Here is a 22,773-nt window from a genome sequence, read left to right as displayed (position 1 = left end):
CGAAGAAAATGCGTCAGCATTTTTCGAGGAGCAAGCCCCTCCGCTACAATCAACTCAGCGAAATAAAACTTGTATTTAACAATTAACCTGAATTTAGATTAAAATAACTCCCCAAAAGACTCTGCATTACGCGATTGAGGCTTAATAACCATCTTTTCGGTATCCTCAACTGCTTTTGCGATGAGCGGTTCGAAGTCAACAAAGCTTTCGAAGCGGCGGACTTTGTCGCGTTTTGGTTTTGTTTTTGGTGATGATGGGACAAAAACGGTACAGCAATCTTCAAATGGCCTGATGGATATATCGTGGGTATCAATGCTTTGGGCAATCTCGATGATTTCTGATTTATCCATTGTGATAAGAGGCCGAAGGATAGGTGTTGTTGTCACATCATTAATGGCAAACATGCTCTCGAGAGTCTGGCTGGCTACCTGTCCAAGGCTTTCCCCAGTGATGATGGCTAGACCATCATTTTTATTGCGGATTTCATCAGTGATCCGGAGCATCAATCGCCTTGTAGCCGTCATCGTATAATTCGATGGAACCTGCTGATGGATCAGCTGCTGAATCTCTGTAAATGGGATTATATGGAGTACAACGGTTCCAGCAATATTAGCAAGTTTTTCAGTTAAATCAATTACTTTTTGCTTTGCACGCTCACTCGTGAAGGGCGGGCTGTGAAAATGGACAGCTTCAATTTCCAATCCTCTCTTCATGGACAAATAACCTGCTACCGGACTGTCAATTCCTCCAGAGAGCATAAGCATGGCCTTTCCGCTGGAACCTGCAGGAAGTCCGCCAGCCCCCTGAATGGTTTCGCATGATAAATAAGCCGCTTCTTCGCGAACCTCAATTTGCAGATTTATATCCGGTTTTTTTACGTTCACTTTTAGACCCGCCACATTCTGCAGGAGGTGTCCGCCAAATTCATGATTCAGTTCATCCGTATTTAAAGGGAAGCTTTTATCCGCTCTCTTAGCCGTAATTTTGAAAGTCTTTCCTTCTTCAAAATGTTTTAAAAATAACGCCAATGCTGCTGCCTTCATTTCTTCGATATCTTTAGAGGTTTTAACAGCAGGACTGAAAGACTGAATGCCAAAGATGCCCCTAAGTCGATCAGAAACCTCTCTGCCATCTGCCCCATTCAAAACAACGTACATTCGGTCTCTTGTAGATTCTATCTTGATCCCGGGAAATTCATTGAGCACATCGAATATGCTTTTTCTTAATTTATCCACGAACTTATTCCGGTTTCTGCCTTTTGTGGAGATTTCTCCATATCGTATAAGTATACGATCATAATTTATCATGATTTCATAACCTCTCTTAGCCTTATAACGGTCTCTTTTACTGTCTCAACAAAAACCTCTGCCTCTTCCATTGTACTATCATAAGATAAGCTGATCCTGACTGCACTTTTCGCATTTTTTTCAGGAATTCCCATAGCCATCAAGGTGCTGCTGGCAGCAGCTTTCTTTGAAGAGCAGGCACTTGTAGTTGATATATATATCCCGCGCTCTCCTAAAGCATGGACAAACACCTCTGCTTTGAATCCTTCTATGGAAAAATTCACAATATGAGGAGCAGAGTTTTTTCGGGGGTATGGACAGTAATACCCCCGATTTTATTCATTTCTTCAAAAATATACCTTTTAATAGATATAATCTGGCTTAAACGCCTTTCCATATTATTTATTGTCAGCCTTAGTGCCTTTGCCATTGCTACAATGCCAGCTACATTTTCTGTGCCGCTTCTCATTTTCCATTCCTGATTGCCCCCGGATAATAACGGTGAAAGACGAAGACCATCACGAATGAACAAAACCCCATTCCCTTTCAAACCATGGAATTTATGAGCCGAAATCGTACACAGATCCACACTTGCTTGATAAAGATCAAGAGGAACCTTGCCGATTCCCTGGACATTATCTACATGAAATAACACTCGCGAATGCTTCTTCAGCATCTCTCCAATTTTCTTTATTGGCTGAATGGAACCAATTTCATTGTTTACATGCATGACAGAGACTAAAATAGTTTCCGGTGTAATTTCCTTTTCAATGTCTTCAGCATGGACAATACCGTTTTTATCCGGTGCAATGATGGAGATGCTGAAGCCCAATTCCTTCAGCTGATCCATCGCTTCCTTCACTGAAGCATGTTCCAATCCAGTTGTGATAATATGGCGGCCTCTTTTCCTATGCATTAGAGCCGTTCCTTTTATTGCAAGATTATTGCTCTCTGTCCCTCCGGATGTAAAATACACCTCATTATGCTTAACATTCAGCAGATGAGCAATTTGCTCACGTGCCTGCATCAGCAGTCTCTCTGCTTTTCCGCCGAATTCATGCAGGGAAGAGGGATTCCCAAAGTATTCTGAAGAAACCTTTATAAAAGATTCAAGCACTTCTTTATATGGTTTTGTCGTTGCACTGTTATCAAAATAAATCACGGACTTCTCCTTTCCGTTCCGAAAACCCTTTAGCCAACTGTAAATCATATCATAACCACGTAAGATTGGAAATGTAATTAAAGCTTTTGTTTTTAAATATTCATTTCTTTACTATTAAGTTATTCAAGTTTGTGCAGTTTAACCAAATGAATGAATTGCTGCCCCCGTGGAAAGCTGATAATATTGCACTGTGGGTAAAGGACAGCTCCAGTTTATTATCATAAAATACTTAATATTAAGACTTCGTATTTTTTCGACATTTTTTTTAGCACCTGTGCTAATATGAAAATGTTCTAAACATTAAGATATGGAACCATTTTCAGGAGGATATATATGGAGAATAAAACATTGGCACCAAAACAAATTCTCGCCGTCGGACTCATGTTATTTGCTCTATTCTTTGGGGCAGGGAATATGATTTTCCCTCCATTCCTGGGACAATCTGCCGGCACGAATGTATGGACTGCTATTATCGGTTTTTTAATAACAGGGGTCGGATTGCCGCTATTAGGCATTATTGCCATTGCCAAAAATGGCGATTTACAAACGATTGCGAGCCGGGTACACCCTTTATATGGAATTATTTTCACGATTATTATGTACTTAGCCATAGGACCATTTTTCGGAATTCCGCGTACCGGAACCGTTGCTTATGAAATAGGAGTTACTCCGTCCTTGTCTGAAACCGCTTCCAATAGCACTTACTCTTTACTGGCTTATACCATTGTCTTCTTTTGCATAACAGCATGGCTTTCTTTGAATCCATCGAAGTTAGTGGATAGAATCGGGAATATTTTCACGCCTGCACTCCTCATAATCCTTGCTGTTCTGGTTATTAAAAGCATCATTACTCCAATGGGCGAATTAAAAGCGCCAATGGGAGCATATGCAGAGGGGCCGTTCTTTAAAGGCTTCATTGAAGGCTACCTGACTATGGATACAATTGCAGCTTTGGTATTCGGTATTATTGTTATTGGTTCAATACAGGGCATGGGTGTGACAAATAAACATTCACTTATGAAAATATGCATTACAGCCGGACTTATAGCAGCTGCTGGTCTTGCGGCAGTATACTTGTCCCTTGCGTATATTGGGGCATCAAGTATGGAAGCTATAGGTCAACTTGATAATGGCGGCGCTATCCTATCCTCTGCTTCTCAGTACCTATTTGGACCTGCTGGAGCATTGATCCTTGGGCTGGCCATTACGGTAGCATGCCTTACAACGTCTGTCGGACTCGTTTCCGCTTGTGCGCAGTACTTTCATAAACTGCTCCCAAAAGTACCTTATAAAACCATTGTCATCATTCTTTCGCTGTTCAGCATGGTGGTTGCAAACATTGGTTTAACTCAGCTGATTCAACTTTCATTGCCAATCTTAATCATAATTTATCCTCTGGCCATCGTGCTGATTCTGCTTTCTTTTATGCACAATGCGTTTAATGGATACTCGGCGGTATATATAGGGGCTTTAATTCCCACAGGCTTAATTAGCATTGTGGATGGGTTAAAAACTGCTGGAATGGATGTATCCGTCATCACAGACTCATTGCAATTCCTGCCATTCTTTGCTGAGGGAATCGGCTGGATTGTACCTGCCATTGCAGGAGCTGTTATAGGTTACTTCCTGGCAATGGCTTTCGGAGAAGCTAAAAAGCCAATTGCAGTAAATGACTAAAGACCAAAGGCGGAAGCGCCTTGATGGATGAACTTCAACTAAAAACCGCCACGTCCGGTGGCGAACGTTAAAGCCGGCTTATCCTGTGCAAGTCCCGCAGGCATAAGACCGAATCACACAGGAAACCTCCTAAAGCTCGCTTTGGCCGGGCGATGTATCGCTGACGAAGCGGTTCCTTGTCCTCATTTCTGGAGTGATTTGGCTTATGACCCGGGAGCTAGGCGCTGGAGCTAAATGCAGATAATTTTTCATTAAAGTTATTTACAACGATATATTTTATAAATTACCAGACAACAAAAAACCAGATCCAATCGGATCTGGTTTTTTAGTGCTCAGTTATTATTTCTTCTATTCTCTTGATCGCACCCGGCTCGACCTCTTCGATCGAAGCTGCAGCCTGCTCCAGTGCTGTTTTATATTCATAGCTTCTGAATGAAGCTTCTGCTTCCTTTAACCCTTTATCAATAGATGGATATCTGCTTCTGTACCGATTTCCATATTGAATGACTTTCTCTGCTAAAAGAATCGTCTCAATCATATCACCCACTGAATCAGCAGCCTTATCAACAGTAAGCACAGCAACTTCAAGATATTGCTGAACCGCAGGAATATTCAATGGTTTCTCATCGAGTTTAGCCAGCACATTATCTATGCTTTCTTTCGCATCCTGGATCAAATATTTATATTCCTGGGAAACACCGGGCACATTGTTTTTGGAGATAAGCCTTATCGTTTCTGCCACTTTCTTGCTTAACTCTTTGACTTTTTCCCTGGCAGACATCTCGTCTTTTCTTAAGGCCTGGAGCATTTCCGCAAAGGCTGTCTGCTCATCTGAAATTTCCTCAATGTGTTCCTTGATTTCAGCAAGTTCTTCTCTCAAGACAGTATGGGGAGTACTCCCGTTATTAATCTTATGCTCCAGCACTTCGAATTTTTTGAAGAGCTGAGTTATTTTTTCTCCAGGTGGATTTGAATTTCCAGATCCTTATCTGGAACATGATAGCTATGACGGATAGCCGTTATCTCTGTCTTAAGCTGATTATTCATATCTTTATTATTATAAAGCATGTTTCTTGTTGCATCATCCTGCTGGCTTAAGTAATGTCTGGCATGTACTTCCTTTTCGAGCAGATCATACAGAAGTTCAATATTATCTTTAATCTCTTCGACCCCTTTTTGAACTTCCTCGATTTGCGCCTGATCAATGGAGCCGGCATATCCTGTTACTTGTTCTTCAAGCCTCTCAATTTCTTTATCTAGTTGAAGGTGATCAAGCAGATACCCCTGATCCAGCATTTCCTTGTACCCTTCCCTTAACTCTTCCAGCTGGGAAGGGATCTTGGATTGACACTCAACCATCAGGTTTGGAATAGCTTCCATTTTAGCCTGAGAATCCTCAAGCAGCGCTTTGATCACTAGAAGGGTTTCACGAGCTTCAAGGTAATTGCCCTTCTCGGTTTTCTCATCGAATTCTTCAAATTTGGCCAATGCTTCATCCAGCTGTTCTTCAAGAATTTTTTCTGATTTACCGAATGTATGGCGATGCGCAAGCAGAGACTTTTTGCATTGGCGATACATTTCTTTCAGTTCTTCAATTTCCGCTCTATTTTTTCTTCACTGCCTACCAGCTCATTCAATTCACTCAGCAGATTTTTTATGCTTTCTTCAATCTCAGTTAATCTCTTCTCTATTCTCTGCTGAACTTCCTGGGAATTCTTAAAGCGGTATTTATCGATGCTCTCTTCAGCATCAAATAACAATTCCTCCACATCAGGAAGCTGTGAAGTTACGATTTCATCCCATTCATTTCTCCATCGCTCAAATAATTCTTCTGTCTGGCCCGTCATATTAAGCTTTTTCACTCTTGACATCTCATCTAGAACTGGGCGATCCGTTATGTCCATCTTCCATGTTTCCAGCCTGTCAATTTCCTTATAATGTTTTTTCTTTAAAAAATAACCCGTGAGATATAGGCATAAAAGAATGACTATAACTCCAATTATGTATTCCATTTTAAAGCCCCCTGTTCTGTTCCCGAGCCAATATGTATATGTAAAGTTTTTATTTAAGAAATAACAAATGCCCGCAGGCGTTTCTTCATTTTCACATGTTATTTTCAATGCTTTTATGATACCATGTAAACGACATTTTTTGACTATTTATTTCATATTTTTATGAATTTCTTCTTTTATATCTTGTCTAAATTGCTATTTTCGGAAAATAACTGGAACATCCGTATTTTTTATTGAACTATATGAACTGTTCAAATACAAACAATTCGCTTTTTATAAAAGATTTCCTTCTTTATTTAAGAGATAAGTTAAAAAGTGACTTGAGTACTGTATTTTTAAAGTGAAACTTCAAACAGCGGGGTTTCTTGCCCACTGTTTTTTAGTTGAGGCCCACAGGACAAGGAAGGCTTCGTCAGCATGAGCATCGCACGACCAAATGCGACAGCTTTTGGGAGGAAGCGGGCCACAAAGACGTTGCCACAGGACAAGGAAGGCTACGGCAGCGATAGATCGCACGACCGAAAGCGGAAGCTTCTGGTAGGACGCGGTTTTCTTAGGCTTTGTTCTTCTTTCGGGCCTTTACGGGCAGTTTGACTCTCTCTATTCCTTCTAAAATACCTAGGCTCTTAAAGAGGGAGCTTTTCTGCCCGTTAGACTGCGAAAAACCTATGCAGAAAGGAAGTTCTCCATATGCTAAAAGACGGACACATCCACACTCCCTATTGTCCGCACGGGACAAAGGACGCATTTGAAGATTATGTTGAAAAAGCAATAAATCTGGGTTTTAAAGAAATTTCATTTACTGAACATGCTCCGCTCCCTGAGGGCTTTGAGGATCCCGCACCTGCTCGCGACAGTGCGATGCGCAAGGAGCATCTTGAGAAATACTTCACTGATATATCAAGGGTGAAAGCTGCCTATCAAGGAAAAATCAGGATTAATGCGGGGCTTGAAGTGGATTATATTGAAGGCTTTGAACAGGAGATCCGCAAATTTCTTGATATGAACGGGAGATATATAGATGACTCCATTTTATCTGTACACTTTCTAAAGCATGGAAGCCGCTACGAATGCCTGGACTACAGTCCCGATGTTTTTGCAAAGATGATCAAAGAATACGGTTCTATTGAAGCAGTTTATTTGAATTATTTCCGCACCCTGCTTTTATCTATAAAAGCAGATTTAGGGCCGTTTAAACCTGGAAGGATTGGGCATATCACCCTGGTGAAAAAATTCCAAAAAAATATCCCGCTGATCGGGAATTTAGAGAGGAAATAAACCAAATACTTGATGAGGTGCAAAATAAAGGCTATGAACTCGACTATAACGGAGCCGGTTTCGCCAAGCCGTTATGCAAGGAGTCCTATCCTCCCGATTGGGCTGCAGAAGCAGCGGCCCAAAAAGGCATTTCACTGGTTTATGGGTCCGATTCTCATCAGGCAAAGGAAATGGGTCAGGGCCTTGATAGAATGAAACACCTTTAAATGCTTTTAGAGTACAGCAGCATAAGGTTTTCCAGCATGATTGCACAGGACTCCATCAACCCAATTGAAGATCTCCTTCGTGTATTTGTCTGCGAAATATTTTTCATGAGGAAATACATGCAGAACTTCAGCCATATAATGTGTGTTCAAAAATGGCATTGACAGGAGTCCTTTCAGCTGAACAATCATATAATTGGCTGAATGGTTACGAAACTCCTTTGTTTTCATTCCCCTTTCCAGCACCTTGCCAAAATAAAACTTTTCCTTTGCTAAATAAGTGGACATAATTTCCCTTACCACTTGGGAATCTATAGAAATTTCCCGGAGTATCAATCTTGTTAGATGGCTATGCTCAAATTGATAAACCATGATATTTTGCGCAATTTTTTTCAGGCTCAGAGCCGCCCCCTGCTCAAGAATTGAAAATCCCTTCTCTATTTCCTCAATATACCCTTCAAAAAATGCTGTAAAGCAATATTCAAGCAGCCCGTGTTTGTTATCGAAATAATATGCAATATTCGCTGGATTCGTCTGCGCTTTCCCTGCAATATCACGGATGGAAGTCCCGGAGAAACCTTTCGTATTAAATAAGGATATAGCGGCCGATACAATTGCCTCTTTTGAATTTTTTTCATCTTTCCCGCCTCGCTTTCTTTTGTAAAGTCTCTGTTCATGTACATATGAGCGAATAATAAATTATGGGTTTATTCAAAAACGGATTTGTTGTGATAATTAAACATTCTTGCTAAAATCGTCTTATCCTTTTTAAAGTTCTCGACAATGTCTATCTATTTTCCTGTTCATCTGCCAGGAAATTCATATATCTTTTAGAAAGTAAGGTGAATTGTGATGTTTAGTGTCGAATCATACAAGGGAACCCGTGAAGAAAATTATCAATTATTGATTAAACAGCTCGCTGCTCTTCTTGAAGGAGAAACGAACAGCATTGCCAATCTAAGCAATGCATCAGCACTTCTTAATCAATTCCTGGACCGCACCAACTGGGTAGGATTTTACCTGATGGAAGAAGGGGAGCTTGTTCTTGGGCCATTTCAAGGTCTGCCGGCATGTGTAAGAATCCCCCTTGGTAAGGGTGTTTGCGGGACTGCTGCCAAGCAAATGGAAACAGTCCGTGTTGAAGATGTCCATCAATTTCCTGGACATATCGCCTGTGATGCAGCCTCACAGTCTGAAATCGTCATTCCGCTTGTCAAAGAGGGCAATCTTCTTGGTGTATTGGATATTGATTCTCCTGAAAAAACCGGTTTGATGAACTTGACCAAAAATTCCTGGAAGATTTCTCGGAAGTACTTGTATCATTCCTTTAACGGAATAGCAAAAAGGAGATGACTGTATCTGCGACCATCTCCTTTTACTATTAAACTCCTTCGAGTGCCTGGGACAGATCATCCCTGATATCTTCAACTGACTCAAGCCCAACTGAAAGCCTCAGCAGCGTATCTTCAATGCCCATTTTTTCACGTGATCCCTTTGGAACCACTGCATGAGTCATAGTAGCAGGGTGCTGAATTAATGTCTCAGCATCACCAAGGCTCACGGCAATTTTAATAAGATTCAGCCGGTTCATAAATTCCTGGGCAGTCTCTTTATCCCCCTTTAGAGTAAAAGAAATCATCCCGCCGGGCCTCCTCATTTGTTTTTGCCCAATTTCAAAATCTGCATTATTGCTGTCTCCAGGAAAATAAACTTTTTCTACTTTTGGATGTGCCAGCAAATATGATGCGAGCCGTTCCGCATTGTCACAATGCCTGTCGAGTCTGACTGCAAGTGTTTTCAGTCCGCGCAGAAGCAGCCAGGCATCAAAAGGTGAAATAATGCCTCCAATGTCTTTTTGAGTCGTCATGGAGACTTTATCCAAAAATTCTTTAGAGCCTATTACAAGCCCGGCAACTACGTCACCATGACCTCCGATGTATTTTGTCGCACTATGAATGACAATATCACAGCCCAGTTCGATCGGATTCTGCAAATATGGTGAACAGAAAGTATTATCCACTACAACTGGAATTCCTTTCTCTTTCGCTGCTTCTGCAACCATACTCAGATCCACTAATTTCATTGTTGGATTTATTGGAGTTTCAACATAAATACAGGCAGTCTCCGGTTTAATTTCATCAAGCAGCTGCTGCTTTGATTCCATAGCTGAAAAATCATGGCTGATTTGAAATTTTTCCTCCATCATCTCCAGGAGTCCAAATGTACATCCATAAACTCCCTGAGAACATAAAATATGATCACCTGTTTTGGTTAAAGCAAACAGGACAGCTGAAACTGCAGCCATACCAGACCCAAAAGCAAGGGCTGCTTCTCCCTTTTCCAGTACGGCCATTCTTTCTTCAAGCATCTTAACTGTTGGATTGCCCAGACGGGAATAGATATACCCTTCTTCTTCACCGGAAAAACGTTTTTCACCCTGCTGTGCTGTCTCAAATGTAAAAGTTGACGTCTGGAATATTGGCGGTGCGAGGCTCCCTTTGAACCTTTCAGCATCGTATCCTTCATGGATGACCTGCGTCTCGAAGTTAAACCGATGTTTCCTATCCATTTTACCTCTCCTTTTCATTGCAAGCGCTTACATTATTATCTATAATAAACTTCTCTTTCAGCATATGATAATAGTATATTTTTTGAAAGTATTTTGTTTTGGAAAAATATCAATAAAGACTGCCTTTCCATAAGGCAGTCCTAGATAAATGAATCTGCAGCCGACTCAATGATCACTTTATTTTTCCCTGTGTTTTTGGCGGTATATAATGCCCTGTCAGCCCTTTTAAAAAGCGCTGCATATGAATCTTTTTCCCCCTGCTCCAATACGAAATACCGCATGAAATGGTTACTTGGGGATCTGTGATTTGACATACCTTTCTGACAATCCGTTCAGCAATAAGTACTCCCGCCGACAATGAAACACCCGGAAGATAAAGAGCCAGCTCCTCTCCGCCCCATCGTGCGCCTATATCAGTGCTGCGGATATTGCTGTTAATTAAATTGGCAACTTGAATAATGATTTCATCGCCAACCTGATGTCCGTATGTATCATTTACCAATTTAAAATCATCTATATCCACAAGCATAAATGTTCCTTCATGATCTTCATTCATGGACTGATGAATCCGATCATCCAGATAGCTTCGGGAATATAGTTTGGTTAAGTGATCTGTTACAACCATCTTTTCAAGCTCTTCTCTAAGCATTGAATTGGTAAAGGCAAGCGTGGAATGATGAATCAAAGACTGAAGCAACTTGAATGTTTCAAATGAAAAATGATAAGGAGAGCTATGCATGACAAGGGCAAATCCCTTTAATACTCCAGATTGGGCCATTGGAACAGCCATGATGGATTTATATAAACTTGCCGCACCCTCGAACTGTAAAGAAAAATCCCCAATAAAAAGAGACTCTTTCTCCTTGATGATCTTTTTCCTTATATAGTGAATATAGTCTTCTGCCTCTTTGGTTTGAAAAAATTCAGTACTGCCCTGGATTACATTCACATCGGCATTTTCAAAATTTATCAAGATGAAACCCGCTTCTTCAGCATCAAAGGAATGCAGAATCTGATCTGCCATGTAGTTCATGGTTTCTGTCAGCCGCAAATTCGAATTCAAGCGGTGGGAAGTTTCGTTAATTAATTGAAGGTCCGCTATCAATCGCTTGGATTGCTGATAAAGCTGCGCATTTTCCAGTGCACTTCCTGCAGTATTAGCCAGAAGTGTTATAAACTCAATTTCATTTTTAGGGAATATCATGGTATTAGGCGCAATGACCTGAAGTACTCCATAAACCCCCTGCTTCCCTTTTAATGGGGCATATAAGACAGAGCGCATTTCCTGCAGGGAATCTTCAAATTGAACTGCCCCTGTGACATATGCCTGCATGGCCGCGATGTTTTCGCTGTCATATTCAAGGTCTCTGATGGGCAGATCCCCATGATTATTGTTATCCTGGGACAGCAGAAGATAATAGGTAAAAGTGGGGTACATTTCCTGCAAAGTATAAATAATTTCCCCAAGCACCATATCCATATCCATTGAGGAATGGAATTTCTCCGTAACTCGATACAGCTGTTTATAACGTTTTTCTTCAGATGCAATTTTGGCCAGCCCCTGAGCTTTATCAAGAAATTGCCCGCATTCTTCGCTAAGCTCCTGAAATACTTTTTCTGTATAGGAATGAAAACAGCCTGATTCACCTGATAAAATCATGCATCCCAGCAGCTTGCCTCTCTTTACAAGAGGAATCATGATTTGTTCTTCCTTAATCTCGGTCCTTAAACTCTGCAACCCTCTGTTTTTGTTAGCCCATCTTTTTAAATCACCTGAAAAAGCAGGTGAAAGCAAAGCATCCGGGTTCGTGGCAGCTTCTGCAAAAAACTCCTGTTTCCATTCATTAAAGACGTACAGAGTTATTTCATCCGCTCCGGTAAGGGCTTTAATGGAAGAGAGCATTTCATTCAGTAATTTTTCATAGTGAAAGAAACCGTTCTCCGTATCGATAATGTCAAAAAAGCGGCTTTTTAAACTAAGTATGATTTGGTGTTCAAGTGTATCCATCTTTATTATCACCTATCAAATGTCTCAGATCATGAATCTTTAAACCAATAAGGTATATTATAACGGACTAGAAATTAATATTTTGAGCATACATGTGGCTATTTCGTTTCAACTTTCCTATATTCATATTTTTAAGAAAAGTAATCGCTGCATAAAATACACATTAAAATAAAAAAAGCGAAGCCGCATTCCTATTAATTAAACAATTCCAATTTTTTCTTTATTATATCATATCTTGCTAATGGACTCGTTATTAAGTTTTCTAATTCAAGTGAATTATGGCACAGGACAAAATCTTCGCTTATAATTTAAACATCCTTAAAAAATGAAGGAGTAAAAATAAAATCAACTTGACTTTTATCCTCTAAAAATTATATAATACTCCTTGTGTAAAATATTGCAGCCTATGTGAGCACCTTGATGCACTCATTTTGTTCCTCAACCAGAGTTTTCTGGGGATGGGGTACTGTGTAACCCTCTGCTGCTAGGGCGAAGGTACATGAAAACAAAATGGACATGATTGTTGTGCGCATCTGTTTCTGTTTTTATTTTACCCAAATAAAAACACAAAAGGAGGAGTCTTAAATGGCTCGTTATACTGGTCCAAGCTGGAAATTATCCCGTCGTCTTGGAATCTCTCTAAGCGGAACTGGTAAAGAATTAGAAAAGCGTCCTTACGCTCCTGGACAACATGGTCCAAACCAGCGCAAAAAATTATCTGAATACGGATTACAATTGCAGGAGAAGCAAAAGCTTCGTCATATGTACGGAGTAAATGAGCGTCAATTCCGCAATTTATTCGATAAAGCTGGCAAAATGCCTGGTAAGCACGGTGAAAACTTCATGATTCTTCTTGAATCACGCCTTGACAACGTGGTTTACCGTTTAGGTCTTGCACGCACTCGCCGTCAAGCTCGCCAGCTAGTTAACCATGGTCATATCATGGTTGATGGATCTCGCGTTGATATTCCATCATACCGCGTAGCACCTGGTCAAACAATTACACTTCGCGAAAAATCTCGCAGCCTTGACATCGTTAAAGAAGCAATTGAAGTTAACAACTTCGTACCTGACTTCGTATCTTTCGATGCAGACAAGCTAGAAGGAACTTTCACTCGCATGCCTGAGCGTTCTGAACTTCCAGCTGAAATCAACGAATCTCTAATCGTTGAATTCTACTCTCGTTAATAATTTTAAAACTGCCGATACATTTCGGCAGTTTTTTTGTTGTCCGGAAAACTCTGAGATAATCAAAAAGCCCTCCATCAAAGGAGGGCTTTTTGATTAGTATTTAATTAAGAAATATTTCTTCTTTCCGCGGCGAATGACAGTAAATTGGCCTTCAATCTTATCCTTATCAGAAAGAGTGTAGTCAAGCTCCGTTATGCGTTCGCCATTTACTGAAACAGCGCCATTCGTCACATCTTCACGTGCCTGGCGTTTGGATGGGGAGATTTTGGCAGCAACAAGCAAATCAACGATCCCCAATTCTCCTCCTTCAGAATGCTCATAAGATGGAACATCCTTAAAGCCTTGTTTTATCTCTGAAGCCGAAAGGTTTTTAATTTCTCCGCTGAATAACGCTGCTGTAATCTTTATAGCCTGTTCCAATGCTTCATCTCCATGAATCATGCGTGTCATTTCTTCAGCAAGTGCTTTTTGGGCTTTGCGGAGATGCGGTTCATCTTGAACAGCTTTTTCAAGGCCTTCAATTTCTTCACGGGATAAGAATGTAAAGAACTTAAGGTATTTGATTACATCCGCATCTGCTGTATTAATCCAGAACTGGTAAAACTCATAAGGAGATGTTTTCTCCGAATCAAGCCAGATTGCTCCGCTTTCCGTTTTGCCGAATTTTGTTCCATCCGCTTTCGTAACCAAAGGTATGGTCAGGCCGTATGCCTTTGACCCTTCAGGCGCCATTTTGCGGATGAGCTCAAGGCCGGTTGTGATATTCCCCCATTGGTCGCTTCCGCCAATCTGCATTTTGCAGTTATGATTCTCATATAAATGAAGGAAATCCATGGCCTGCAGGATGGTGTATGTGAATTCTGTAAAGGAAATTCCCGTTTCCAGTCTGGAAGAAATGGTGTCTTTAGCGAGCATGTAATTGACTCCGACATGTTTCCCGTAATCACGCAGGAATGTAACAATATCCATGGACCCTGCCCAATCATAGTTGTTAACCATGATTGCACCATTTTCACCTTCAAAATCAAAAATTCTTTTTAGCTGGTTCTTTATGCAGTTCACATTATGCTGTACAGTTTCCAGCGTCTGCAGCTTCCGCTCTTCGCTTTTACCGCTTGGATCTCCAATCAGGCCAGTGGCCCCGCCTACTAGAACGATTGGACGATGGCCTTCCTTTTGAAAGCGCCTTAATGTCAAAAACGGCAACAGATGCCCAATGTGCATGCTGTCAGCTGTTGGGTCTACACCACAGTATAAAGAGATTGCTTCTTTACCGAGAGTGTTCTCAATGCCCTCTTCATCTGTCTGCTGATAAATAATCCCTCTCCATTGCAAATCTTCAAGTAAACTCATCTTAACTCCTCCTATTTAACGGCTATTTTCAAGGCATTAACAGGGAATCACCCATACAAAAAAACGCCCCTGCAAATATGCAGGGACGCATGATCGTTTTTGCGCGGTACCACCCAAATTGAGGACAGCTGTCCTCCACTCTTTCAGAATAACGGATAATCCGTCCACTGCTATAACTGCTGGGCAGGTTGACAGTGAAAGCTCAGGGAGGTAATTCATACTTCTATTTGTACCGGCTCGCAGCGAACGCCGGCTTTCTGAAACAGGGATAGAAGCATTACTGGGTTCCCATCAATGCCTATAAAATATTTAAACGTCTAAGATAAAACATTTTTATCATATAAATCAGCCAAATGTCAAATGCCTGTGCGAAAAAAGGAAATTTCAGATAAATGGCGAACCTTGTCATATTACTATGTCGCAATATGCTATAATAGATGTGATTTTAGGGGGATTGATATGATGAAAGAAAAGTTTCAGATGTTATTTAATAAATTGAGGCAAACTCCGGGCCTTTTCGGGAATAAAAAAGCAGCTAAAGGTGCGAGCATTACTTACCAGGTTGTCTGGAACCTTACTTTGCTGTTTCTCATTTTAGCTGTCATTGGCGGTTCATTTGCGGGGGGCTTGGAGCAGGTTACTTCGCGTCGCTGGTAAAGGATGAGCCAATCCGATCTTATGCCAGCATGAAAAAAGATATTTATGACTATGCAGAAACATCGGAAATTTATTTTGCCGATAATGTTTATTTAGGGAAGCTCCGGACTGACCTGGAACGTGAGGAAGTTAAGCTTGATGATGTTTCGGAACACTTAATTAACGCAGTTGTAGCTACTGAAGATGAATATTTCTACGAGCATGACGGAGTGGTGCCAAAAGCGATTATGCGCGCACTGTTCCAGGAAGTAACAAATTCATCTGTTCAATCCGGCGGAAGTACACTTACACAGCAGCTGATAAAGAACCAAATCTTAACGAATGAAGTTTCTTTCGAGCGGAAAGCAAAAGAGATTCTGCTTGCTTTGCGATTGGAGAAATTCTTTGATAAAAAAGAGATATTGGAAGCATATCTGAATGTATCTACCTTTGGAAGAAATGCATCCGGACGTAATATTGCCGGAGTTGAAGCAGCTGCCAAAGGCATTTTTGGGGTGAGTGCAAAAGAATTAACCTTGCCCCAGGCTGCATTCATAGCAGGGCTGCCGCAGAGTCCATTCGGCTACACTCCTTTTACAAGGGAGGGAACGGTCAAAGAAAATCTGGAACCAGGTTTCTCCAGGATGAAAACTGTTCTGAAAAGAATGTATGACGACGGAAAGATTGACCAGAAGCAATATGAGGAAGCTTTGGCTTACGACCTGACCAAGGATTTCACTACGCCTTCAGAAAGCCCTTTGGAAAAGTACCCATATTTGACGTATGAAATTGAAGAACGTGCAGTAAACATCATGACTAAGATTCTCGCAAAAAATGATGGATACGAAGAGCAGGACTTAAAAGAAGATGACGAGCTCCGAGAGGAATACAGGACTCTGGCAGACCGGACGATCCGCCAGAATGGCTTCCAGATCCATACGACGATCAACAAAGATATTTATGATAAAATGCAGCAGGTAAAAAATAACTACCCTTATTATGGGCCAGACAAACCTGAGACGATTAAGGACCCAGAAACCGGTGAAAATAAACAAATCATGGAGCCCGTAGAGGTTGGAGCCATTTTAATTGAAAATAAAACCGGTAAAATCATCAGCTTTGTCGGCGGACGCGATCACAAACGCGAGCAGCTGAATCATGCTACAAGCGCTCTAAGACAAAATGGTTCAACCATGAAGCCGCTATTAGTCTATGCTCCTGCAATGGAACTTGGAAAAGCAGCACCTGGCACCATTCTGCCTGATGTGCCGCTATATCTAAGTCCAGGATTAAATAGGCCTTGGCCAAAGAACTATACGAATACCTATAGCGGGCTCGTTTCAGCCAGACAAGCACTTAAGCATTCATACAATGTCCCAGCTGTAAAGCTTTATAAGGATATAGTCGGACAGCGGCCTGCCTCTTATCTGGAAAAAATGGGCTTTACCTCTCTGATCGGTCCTGACTATACAAACTTGTCTACATCCATTGGTTCTTTGGAATATGGGGTAACTGTTGAAGAAAATACGAATGCCTTTACTACATTTGCCAACGGCGGAAAGTTTATTGACGCCTATATGATCGAGAAAATCACAGATAAAGACGGGAACATTATATTCCAGAATAAATCTGAGCCTGTAGATGTATTCAGTCCGCAGACAGCGTACCTTACAATCGATATGATGAGAGACGTTATTAACAGCGGAACTGCCACATCGATTAAGAACAGATTGAAGTTCAGTTCTGACTGGGCAGGGAAAACTGGTACTGGTACTGAATTCATAGATGCATGGTTCGTGGCATCCAATCCGAATGTCACTTTCGGCATATGGTCAGGATATGATACGCCTAAATCATTAAAAGCCCCTGGACCGCTAAGCTATAGTTTGCGCAATAACTATCTCTGGGCAGATTTGATGAATGCAGCATATGACGTCGCACCTGATCTTGTTGACCCGAGTGAAAGCTTTAAAATGCCGGGCGGAATCGTAAGACGTTCATTCTGTGCCATTTCAGGCCTTCTTCCTTCAGAAGCATGCTCTAAAGCTGGCTTAGTCGAGACTGATTTATTCAATGCCAAATTTGTTCCTACAAAAGTTGACGATAGCCTTGGCAATGGAAAACTTGTACGAATTGGCGATAAAAAATATATGGCACTTGATTCAACACCAGAAGAGTTTACTGAACCTGGAATGGTAGTGAATCCGGATTATATTCAAAAACTATTCGGCATTAAAGCAAATCTAAGTACTCTTATTCCGAATAAAGAACGCTGGAAGAGTATTCTGACAAGTGCAGATCAGCTCAAAGACAATGGCAAAGCACCTGCGGCCCCAAGCATAAAAGCTTCTGGCCAAACCATTACTTGGGGAGCACATCCTGAAAAAGATGTCATTGGCTATCGCGTTTACAGCGGAGGTAAAAAAGTTGCTACAATAAAAGCCGGCTCTTCCTTAAACTACAAGGCTGGAAGCGGCTCGATCCATGTAACAGCCGTTGACATTGCCGGCAAAGAGTCTGCTTCTTCCAATGTAGTAAAAATCGGCCAAAAGACGGAAGAAGAAAAACCGAAAGAAGAAAAGCCGAAGGAAGAGAAGCCAAAAGAAGAGAAGCCGAAAGAAGAGAAACCTAAAGAAGAGAAACCTAAAGATCCTCCTCCAGCCGAGGAAAAGCCTGATGCTGATAAACCATCAGAACCTGATGAAGGTGAAGAAACTAATTAAAGAAAAGCAGAATCCCATTTGCCCAAAAAGGGCTTGGGATTCTGCTTTTTCTTTATAGAAATAACAATCGCCCAAAATATATTCTAGATACTTTGCTAAACAAAAAACCGCTGCTCATTTATGCAGCGGTCTCCTCTATTAATCTTCCATTGTAGACAAATCGCCAGTTGGCAGATCCAGTTCCCAGGCTTTAAGCACCCGGCGCATAATTTTGCCGCTCCGTGTTTTTGGAAGTTTGTCGCGGAATTCAATTTCACGCGGGGCTGCGTGGGCAGCAAGGCCTTTCTTAACGAATTGACGGATATCTTCCACCAGTTCTTCAGAAGGTTCATGTCCGTCCCGTAAAGCAACAAATGCCTTTATTATTTCACCTCGGACAGGATCAGGCTTGCCGATAACTCCAGCTTCTGCAACAGCCGGGTGTTCGATGAGCTTGCTCTCCACTTCAAACGGCCCAACGCGTTCACCAGATGTCATGATCACATCATCTACACGACCCTGGAACCAGAAATATCCATCTTCATCCATATATGCTGAATCTCCAGAAACATACCAGTCACCTGGCATAAAATAAGATTCATATTTTTGCTCGTTATTCCAGATGGCATTCATCATGGAAGGCCAGCCTTTTTAATTGCAAGGTTCCCCATGCGGTTTGGCGGCAGCTCATTTCCCTGGTCATCGACAATGGCAGCTTTAACACCAGGAATCGGCTTACCCATGGAGCCCGGCTTAATCTCCAGGCAAGGATAGTTGCAGATGAGCTGTGCACCTGTTTCTGTCATCCACCACGTATCATGGATGCGCATATTGAATACTTTCATTCCCCATCTGACTACTTCAGGATTTAGCGGTTCACCGACACTGAGGACATGACGAAGGGAGCTTAAATCAAACTTTTTCACAACCTCATCACCTGCCCCCATCAGCATACGGAAAGCGGTCGGAGCACTATACCAAACCGAAACGCCATACTCCTCAATCATTTTATACCAAGTCTCCGGATTAAATCTGCCCCCGACAATAAGGTTTGAAGTCCCTGTCAGCCACGGGCCGAAAATGCCATATGAAGTACCGGTTACCCAGCCAGGGTCAGCAGTGCACCAATATACATCTTCTTCTTTTAAGTCCAGCACCCATTTAGCGGTCTGATAATGCTGAATCATTGCATTATGTACATGCAGAACTCCCTTTGGCTTGCCTGTAGAGCCGGAAGTGTAATGCAAAATAAGGCCATCTTTTCCGTCAACCCATTCAATTGGAAGCTTTCTGCTTGATTCAGCCATTCTTTTATTAAAGTCCACATACGGGCCTGTTTCCTCAATATTTTCCCCAACAAGGAAAACATGCTTTAAGGCAGGCAGCTGATCAACAGGCACACGTTCCAAAAGCTCAGGGGTTGTAATCAGAACTTTTGCTTCACTGTCATCAAGCCTGTCACGGACTGCCCCTTCCATAAATGCTTCAAAAAGAGGACCTACAATGGCTCCCAGTTTAATTGCTCCCAATACGGCAAAATAGAGTTCAGGAGAACGCGGCATAAAAATGAAAACTCGGTCTCCTTTTTCAACATCGCCATATGCTTTTAATGCATTTCCCGCTTTATTGGATAGTTCCTTCATTTCCTTGAATGTATATTTCTCATTTCTCTGTCCATCGCGATAATAAAGGGCAACCTTATTTTTTCTGAAAGATTCCGCATGTCGGTCAATGGCCTCATAGGCCATATTCATGCGGCCGGTTTCTTTCCAGGAAAATTCTTTTTCCGCATCAGCCCAGTTAAAATTTTCATACAGCTCATCATAGCTTTTTAAATTGAAGTCCCCTTGTGTTACTGGCAGCGCTTCCACTTTCATATAATTATCCCCCTTATTTAAGATTTGATATTATTATAGTATAAACATTATATTTTCTCAATTTTTAAAATTTTGGAGCGGGGAAAAAATTACTTATGAACCAACTGGTAAATTGTCACAAACTTATTTAAATTACACAGAAAATTGCGTGAAAGCGCTTTATCCCCCGTGTTTTTATGTATAATAGAAGTTACATTGATCATGTCTATGGCGGTGAATAAATGGAATATAAAAAAACTTATAATGCAAAAGAATTAAAAACAGCCAATGGTAAATTAATCATTGAGGGGCCAATTTCACCTGAAAAATTGGCAGATTATGAGTTTCACAAGGATCTTGTTGCTTTCAGGCCTCCGGCTCAGCAGCATAAAGCCCTGGTTGAAATTGCGGGATTGCCGGAGGGAAGAATTATAGTGGCCCGTGACAGGCATACCATTGTCGGCTATGTTACTTACTTGTATCCAGACCCTCTCGAGCGCTGGTCGGAAGGAAAAATGGATAATTTAATAGAATTGGGTGCAATAGAAGTGATCCCGGCTTTCAGAGGTTCAGGAACAGGAAAGAACCTGCTGAAAGTATCCATGATGGATGACGCAATGGAAGACTATATTGTTATAACAACTGAATATTATTGGCATTGGGATTTAAAAGGAACTGGCCTGAACGTATGGGAATATAGGAAGGTTATGGAAAAGATGATGAATGCCGGTGGTCTTGAATGGTATGCCACAGATGACCCTGAAATCAGTTCTCATCCCGCAAATTGCCTAATGGCCCGCATTGGAAAAAGAGTGGATCAGGATTCAGTGCAGCAATTTGACCGCTTGCGCTTTATGAATCGCTTTATGTATTAAATCTTAATAATAGCGTCAATACATAATTCATGCCTGTATTCACACTATTTTTTCGGCATGAATGTATCTCCATATATTTATAAGGAGGCATTTAAAGTGATTGTTGAAGAAATTATGAAAACGGATGTCACGGCCTTGTCAAAAGAAGACACCATTGCCGACGCCATAAAAATTATGAACGAAAAAGAATACGGCATTTGCCTATTACAGATGAAGCGGGCAGATTGCAGGGACTTGTAACAGATAGGGACATCCGTGATGCGACTCCATCTATTTTTCATACAGAACTATTTAAGGAAGATCTGCAGAGACCATTAAAAATGATTATGAAGACAGATATCATTACCGGACACCCTCTTGATTTTGCTGAAGAAATTGCTGCGGTTTTTTATGAACAGCGAATTGGCTGCCTGCCAATATTAAACGATGATAAGCTGGTCGGAATTGTCACAGAAACCGATTTGCTTCATACGTTAGTTCAATTGACGGGAGCCCATCAGCCAGGTTCGCAGATTGAAGTAAAGGTGCCAAACAGGGCAGGCATGCTGTTTGAAATCGCTGAAGTCATCTGCAAAAGAAAAGCAAATATACAGAGTGTCCTTGTTTACCCTGACAAAACGGATGATAAATACAAAATACTGGTGATAAGGGTACAGACAATGAACCCTACGCTTGTAGTAGAAGATTTGAAAAAAGCAGGCCATCATGTTTTATGGCCCAGCCTGCCGGGGATTTCACTATGACACATGATTCATTATTTGTTTTTTCGGAAGACCTGCTGAACTACAAATTCAGCAAAAATCATCCTTTTAATCAGATAAGGCTGAAACTGACACTCGATTTGCTCAAAAACATCAATGCCATTGAAGAATGTCATATTATTCCTCCGCGCAAGGCTTCCGATGAAGAGCTACACTTGATTCATGATCCTAGTTATGTGAATGCTGTCAAGCTCGCCGGCAAAGGAAACCTGCCTGAGGATATCTGCGAAAACTATGGTCTTGGAACAGAGGACACACCTATTTTTCAAAACATGCACGAAGCAAGCTCCCTTTTAGTAGGAGGCACTCTGGCAGCCGTTGATGCAGTCATGAGCGGACTTGCTAAGCACGCACTTCACCTTGGCGGCGGCCTTCATCACGGGTTTCGGGGAAAAGCTTCTGGATTTTGCATCTACAACGATAGCTCCGTAGCCATAAAATATATACAGGAAAAGTATAAAGCCCGTATTCTGTATGTGGATACAGATGCCCATCATGGTGATGGTGTCCAATGGTCATTTTATGATGACCCGGATGTATGCACCTTATCTATTCATGAAACTGGCAGATACCTTTTCCCCGGAACCGGAAATGTAAATGAACGAGGACAAGGGAAAGGATATGGATTCTCTTTTAATATTCCCGTGGATGCATTTACTGAAGACGATTCCTGGCTTCACGCATACCGTACAGCTTTTCGGGAGGTTGCAGAATTTTTCAAACCGGATGTGATCCTGACGCAAAATGGTGCTGATGCCCATTATCTTGATCCTCTTACCCATTTGTCATCTACTATAAAGATTTATAGGGAAATTCCGAAACTGGCCCATGAAATTGCCCATGAATATTGTGACGGGAAATGGATTGCCGTCGGCGGCGGAGGTTATGATATTTGGAGGGTTGTTCCCCGGGCATGGGCCATGATATGGCTCGAAATGACTGAAAACTCTAATTGTTACGGCAATATACCGGCGGAATGGATAAACAAGTGGAAAGAACACGCACCTGTGCCTCTTCCCCTGGAATGGGATGATCCTGCTGATTTATATGAGCCTATCCCCCGTAAGAGCGAAATAACTGAAAAAAATGCCCGGACAGTGGACAAAGTTCTTTATCCGATCCGAAACAGAACAATGACAGAATCTTTATAAGAACAGCGGCCGGGAACATTTTACCGGCCGCTGTTCATTTCTGCATATGTAAA

8 protein-coding genes, 8 pseudogenes and 1 other annotated feature are annotated in these 22,773 nt (G+C 41.5%); of the genes and pseudogenes, 8 read left to right on the top strand and 8 right to left on the bottom strand.

The features are described from left to right. Positions 1 to 98 precede the first annotated feature (98 nt). Together thiI and M5V91_RS27240 are read right to left on the bottom strand one after the other, a co-directional pair. Positions 99 to 1,307, bottom strand: a complete 1,209-nt coding sequence (gene thiI / locus M5V91_RS27245; RefSeq protein WP_009333302.1) for a tRNA uracil 4-sulfurtransferase ThiI — start codon at positions 1,305 to 1,307, stop codon at positions 99 to 101. Further along, a pseudogene (locus tag M5V91_RS27240) lies at positions 1,304 to 2,448 on the bottom strand (cysteine desulfurase family protein). The gene thiI and the pseudogene M5V91_RS27240 overlap by 4 nt, the downstream one beginning before the upstream one ends. Positions 2,449 to 2,781: 333 nt before the next feature. Here M5V91_RS27240 and brnQ point away from each other — a divergent pair. Beyond that, entirely contained in the window at positions 2,782 to 4,125 is a 1,344-nt protein-coding gene (brnQ, locus tag M5V91_RS27235; RefSeq protein WP_284521621.1) for a branched-chain amino acid transport system II carrier protein, read from the top strand. Positions 4,126 to 4,450: 325 nt separating this feature from the next. Here brnQ and ezrA read toward each other — a convergent pair. Continuing rightward, positions 4,451 to 6,137, bottom strand: a pseudogene (ezrA, locus tag M5V91_RS27230) (septation ring formation regulator EzrA). A gap of 690 nt (positions 6,138 to 6,827) precedes the next feature. Here ezrA and hisJ point away from each other — a divergent pair. Next, positions 6,828 to 7,621 (top strand): annotated as a pseudogene (hisJ, locus tag M5V91_RS27225) (histidinol-phosphatase HisJ). 6 nt (positions 7,622 to 7,627) lie between these two features. Here the strand turns inward: hisJ and refZ are convergent. After that, positions 7,628 to 8,218, bottom strand: coding sequence for a forespore capture DNA-binding protein RefZ (refZ, locus tag M5V91_RS27220; RefSeq protein WP_439649977.1), 591 nt, complete (start codon positions 8,216 to 8,218; stop codon positions 7,628 to 7,630). A 252-nt stretch (positions 8,219 to 8,470) separates the two neighbouring features. Here refZ and M5V91_RS27215 point away from each other — a divergent pair. Beyond that, positions 8,471 to 8,949, top strand: a pseudogene (locus M5V91_RS27215) (GAF domain-containing protein). Positions 8,950 to 8,999: 50 nt separating this feature from the next. Here M5V91_RS27215 and megL read toward each other — a convergent pair. Together megL and M5V91_RS27205 are read right to left on the bottom strand one after the other, a co-directional pair. After that, entirely contained in the window at positions 9,000 to 10,187 is a 1,188-nt protein-coding gene (gene megL, locus M5V91_RS27210; RefSeq protein ID WP_009333315.1) for a methionine gamma-lyase, read from the bottom strand. A gap of 140 nt (positions 10,188 to 10,327) precedes the next feature. Beyond that, positions 10,328 to 12,195, bottom strand: a pseudogene (locus tag M5V91_RS27205) (sensor domain-containing diguanylate cyclase). Positions 12,196 to 12,780: 585 nt separating this feature from the next. Between M5V91_RS27205 and rpsD the strand changes: the two are divergent. Next, a complete protein-coding gene (gene rpsD, locus M5V91_RS27200) occupies positions 12,781 to 13,383 on the top strand; it encodes a 30S ribosomal protein S4 (protein ID WP_009333317.1) in 603 nt (200 codons plus the stop codon). 96 nt (positions 13,384 to 13,479) lie between these two features. Here the strand turns inward: rpsD and tyrS are convergent, their stop codons facing one another. After that, entirely contained in the window at positions 13,480 to 14,739 is a 1,260-nt protein-coding gene (tyrS, locus tag M5V91_RS27195; protein ID WP_019383053.1) for a tyrosine--tRNA ligase, read from the bottom strand. A 78-nt stretch (positions 14,740 to 14,817) separates the two neighbouring features. Beyond that, positions 14,818 to 15,043: a binding site (T-box leader), on the bottom strand. A 155-nt stretch (positions 15,044 to 15,198) separates the two neighbouring features. Between tyrS and M5V91_RS27190 the strand changes: the two are divergent. Next, positions 15,199 to 18,098: pseudogene (locus M5V91_RS27190) on the top strand (transglycosylase domain-containing protein). Positions 18,099 to 18,236: 138 nt separating this feature from the next. Here M5V91_RS27190 and acsA read toward each other — a convergent pair. Further along, a pseudogene (gene acsA, locus M5V91_RS27185) lies at positions 18,237 to 19,954 on the bottom strand (acetate--CoA ligase). A gap of 221 nt (positions 19,955 to 20,175) precedes the next feature. On the opposite strand from acsA, the gene M5V91_RS27180 reads away from it, so the two are divergent. The 3 genes and pseudogenes from M5V91_RS27180 (at position 20,176) to M5V91_RS27170 (ending at position 22,720) form a co-directional block, all read left to right on the top strand. After that, positions 20,176 to 20,808 carry a GNAT family N-acetyltransferase gene (locus tag M5V91_RS27180; protein ID WP_217032631.1) on the top strand — a complete coding sequence of 211 codons (633 nt, stop codon included), beginning with the start codon at positions 20,176 to 20,178 and terminating at the stop codon, positions 20,806 to 20,808. Positions 20,809 to 20,904: 96 nt separating this feature from the next. After that, positions 20,905 to 21,551: pseudogene (locus M5V91_RS27175) on the top strand (acetoin utilization AcuB family protein). Beyond that, entirely contained in the window at positions 21,548 to 22,720 is a 1,173-nt protein-coding gene (locus tag M5V91_RS27170; protein ID WP_251174714.1) for an acetoin utilization protein AcuC, read from the top strand. Before M5V91_RS27175 ends, M5V91_RS27170 begins: the two are co-directional and overlap by 4 nt. Positions 22,721 to 22,773: the final 53 nt, after the last annotated feature.

This window comes from Cytobacillus pseudoceanisediminis (assembly GCF_023516215.1).
Lineage (GTDB): Bacteria > Bacillota > Bacilli > Bacillales > Cytobacillaceae > Cytobacillus > Cytobacillus pseudoceanisediminis.
Note: the sequence above shows the minus strand (reverse complement) of the source record. Positions and strands in the feature narration are given on the sequence as shown.

Bases quoted from the DNA above. Each gene is read 5' to 3' on its own strand.
- thiI (WP_009333302.1), bottom strand. From the start codon at position 1,307: ATGATAAATTATGATCGTATACTTATACGATATGGAGAAATCTCCACA.
- brnQ (WP_284521621.1), top strand. From the start codon at position 2,782: ATGGAGAATAAAACATTGGCACCAAAACAAATTCTCGCCGTCGGACTC.
- megL (WP_009333315.1), bottom strand. From the start codon at position 10,187: ATGGATAGGAAACATCGGTTTAACTTCGAGACGCAGGTCATCCATGAA.
- rpsD (WP_009333317.1), top strand. From the start codon at position 12,781: ATGGCTCGTTATACTGGTCCAAGCTGGAAATTATCCCGTCGTCTTGGA.
- tyrS (WP_019383053.1), bottom strand. From the start codon at position 14,739: ATGAGTTTACTTGAAGATTTGCAATGGAGAGGGATTATTTATCAGCAG.
- M5V91_RS27180 (WP_217032631.1), top strand. From the start codon at position 20,176: ATGGAATATAAAAAAACTTATAATGCAAAAGAATTAAAAACAGCCAAT.
- M5V91_RS27170 (WP_251174714.1), top strand. From the start codon at position 21,548: ATGACACATGATTCATTATTTGTTTTTTCGGAAGACCTGCTGAACTAC.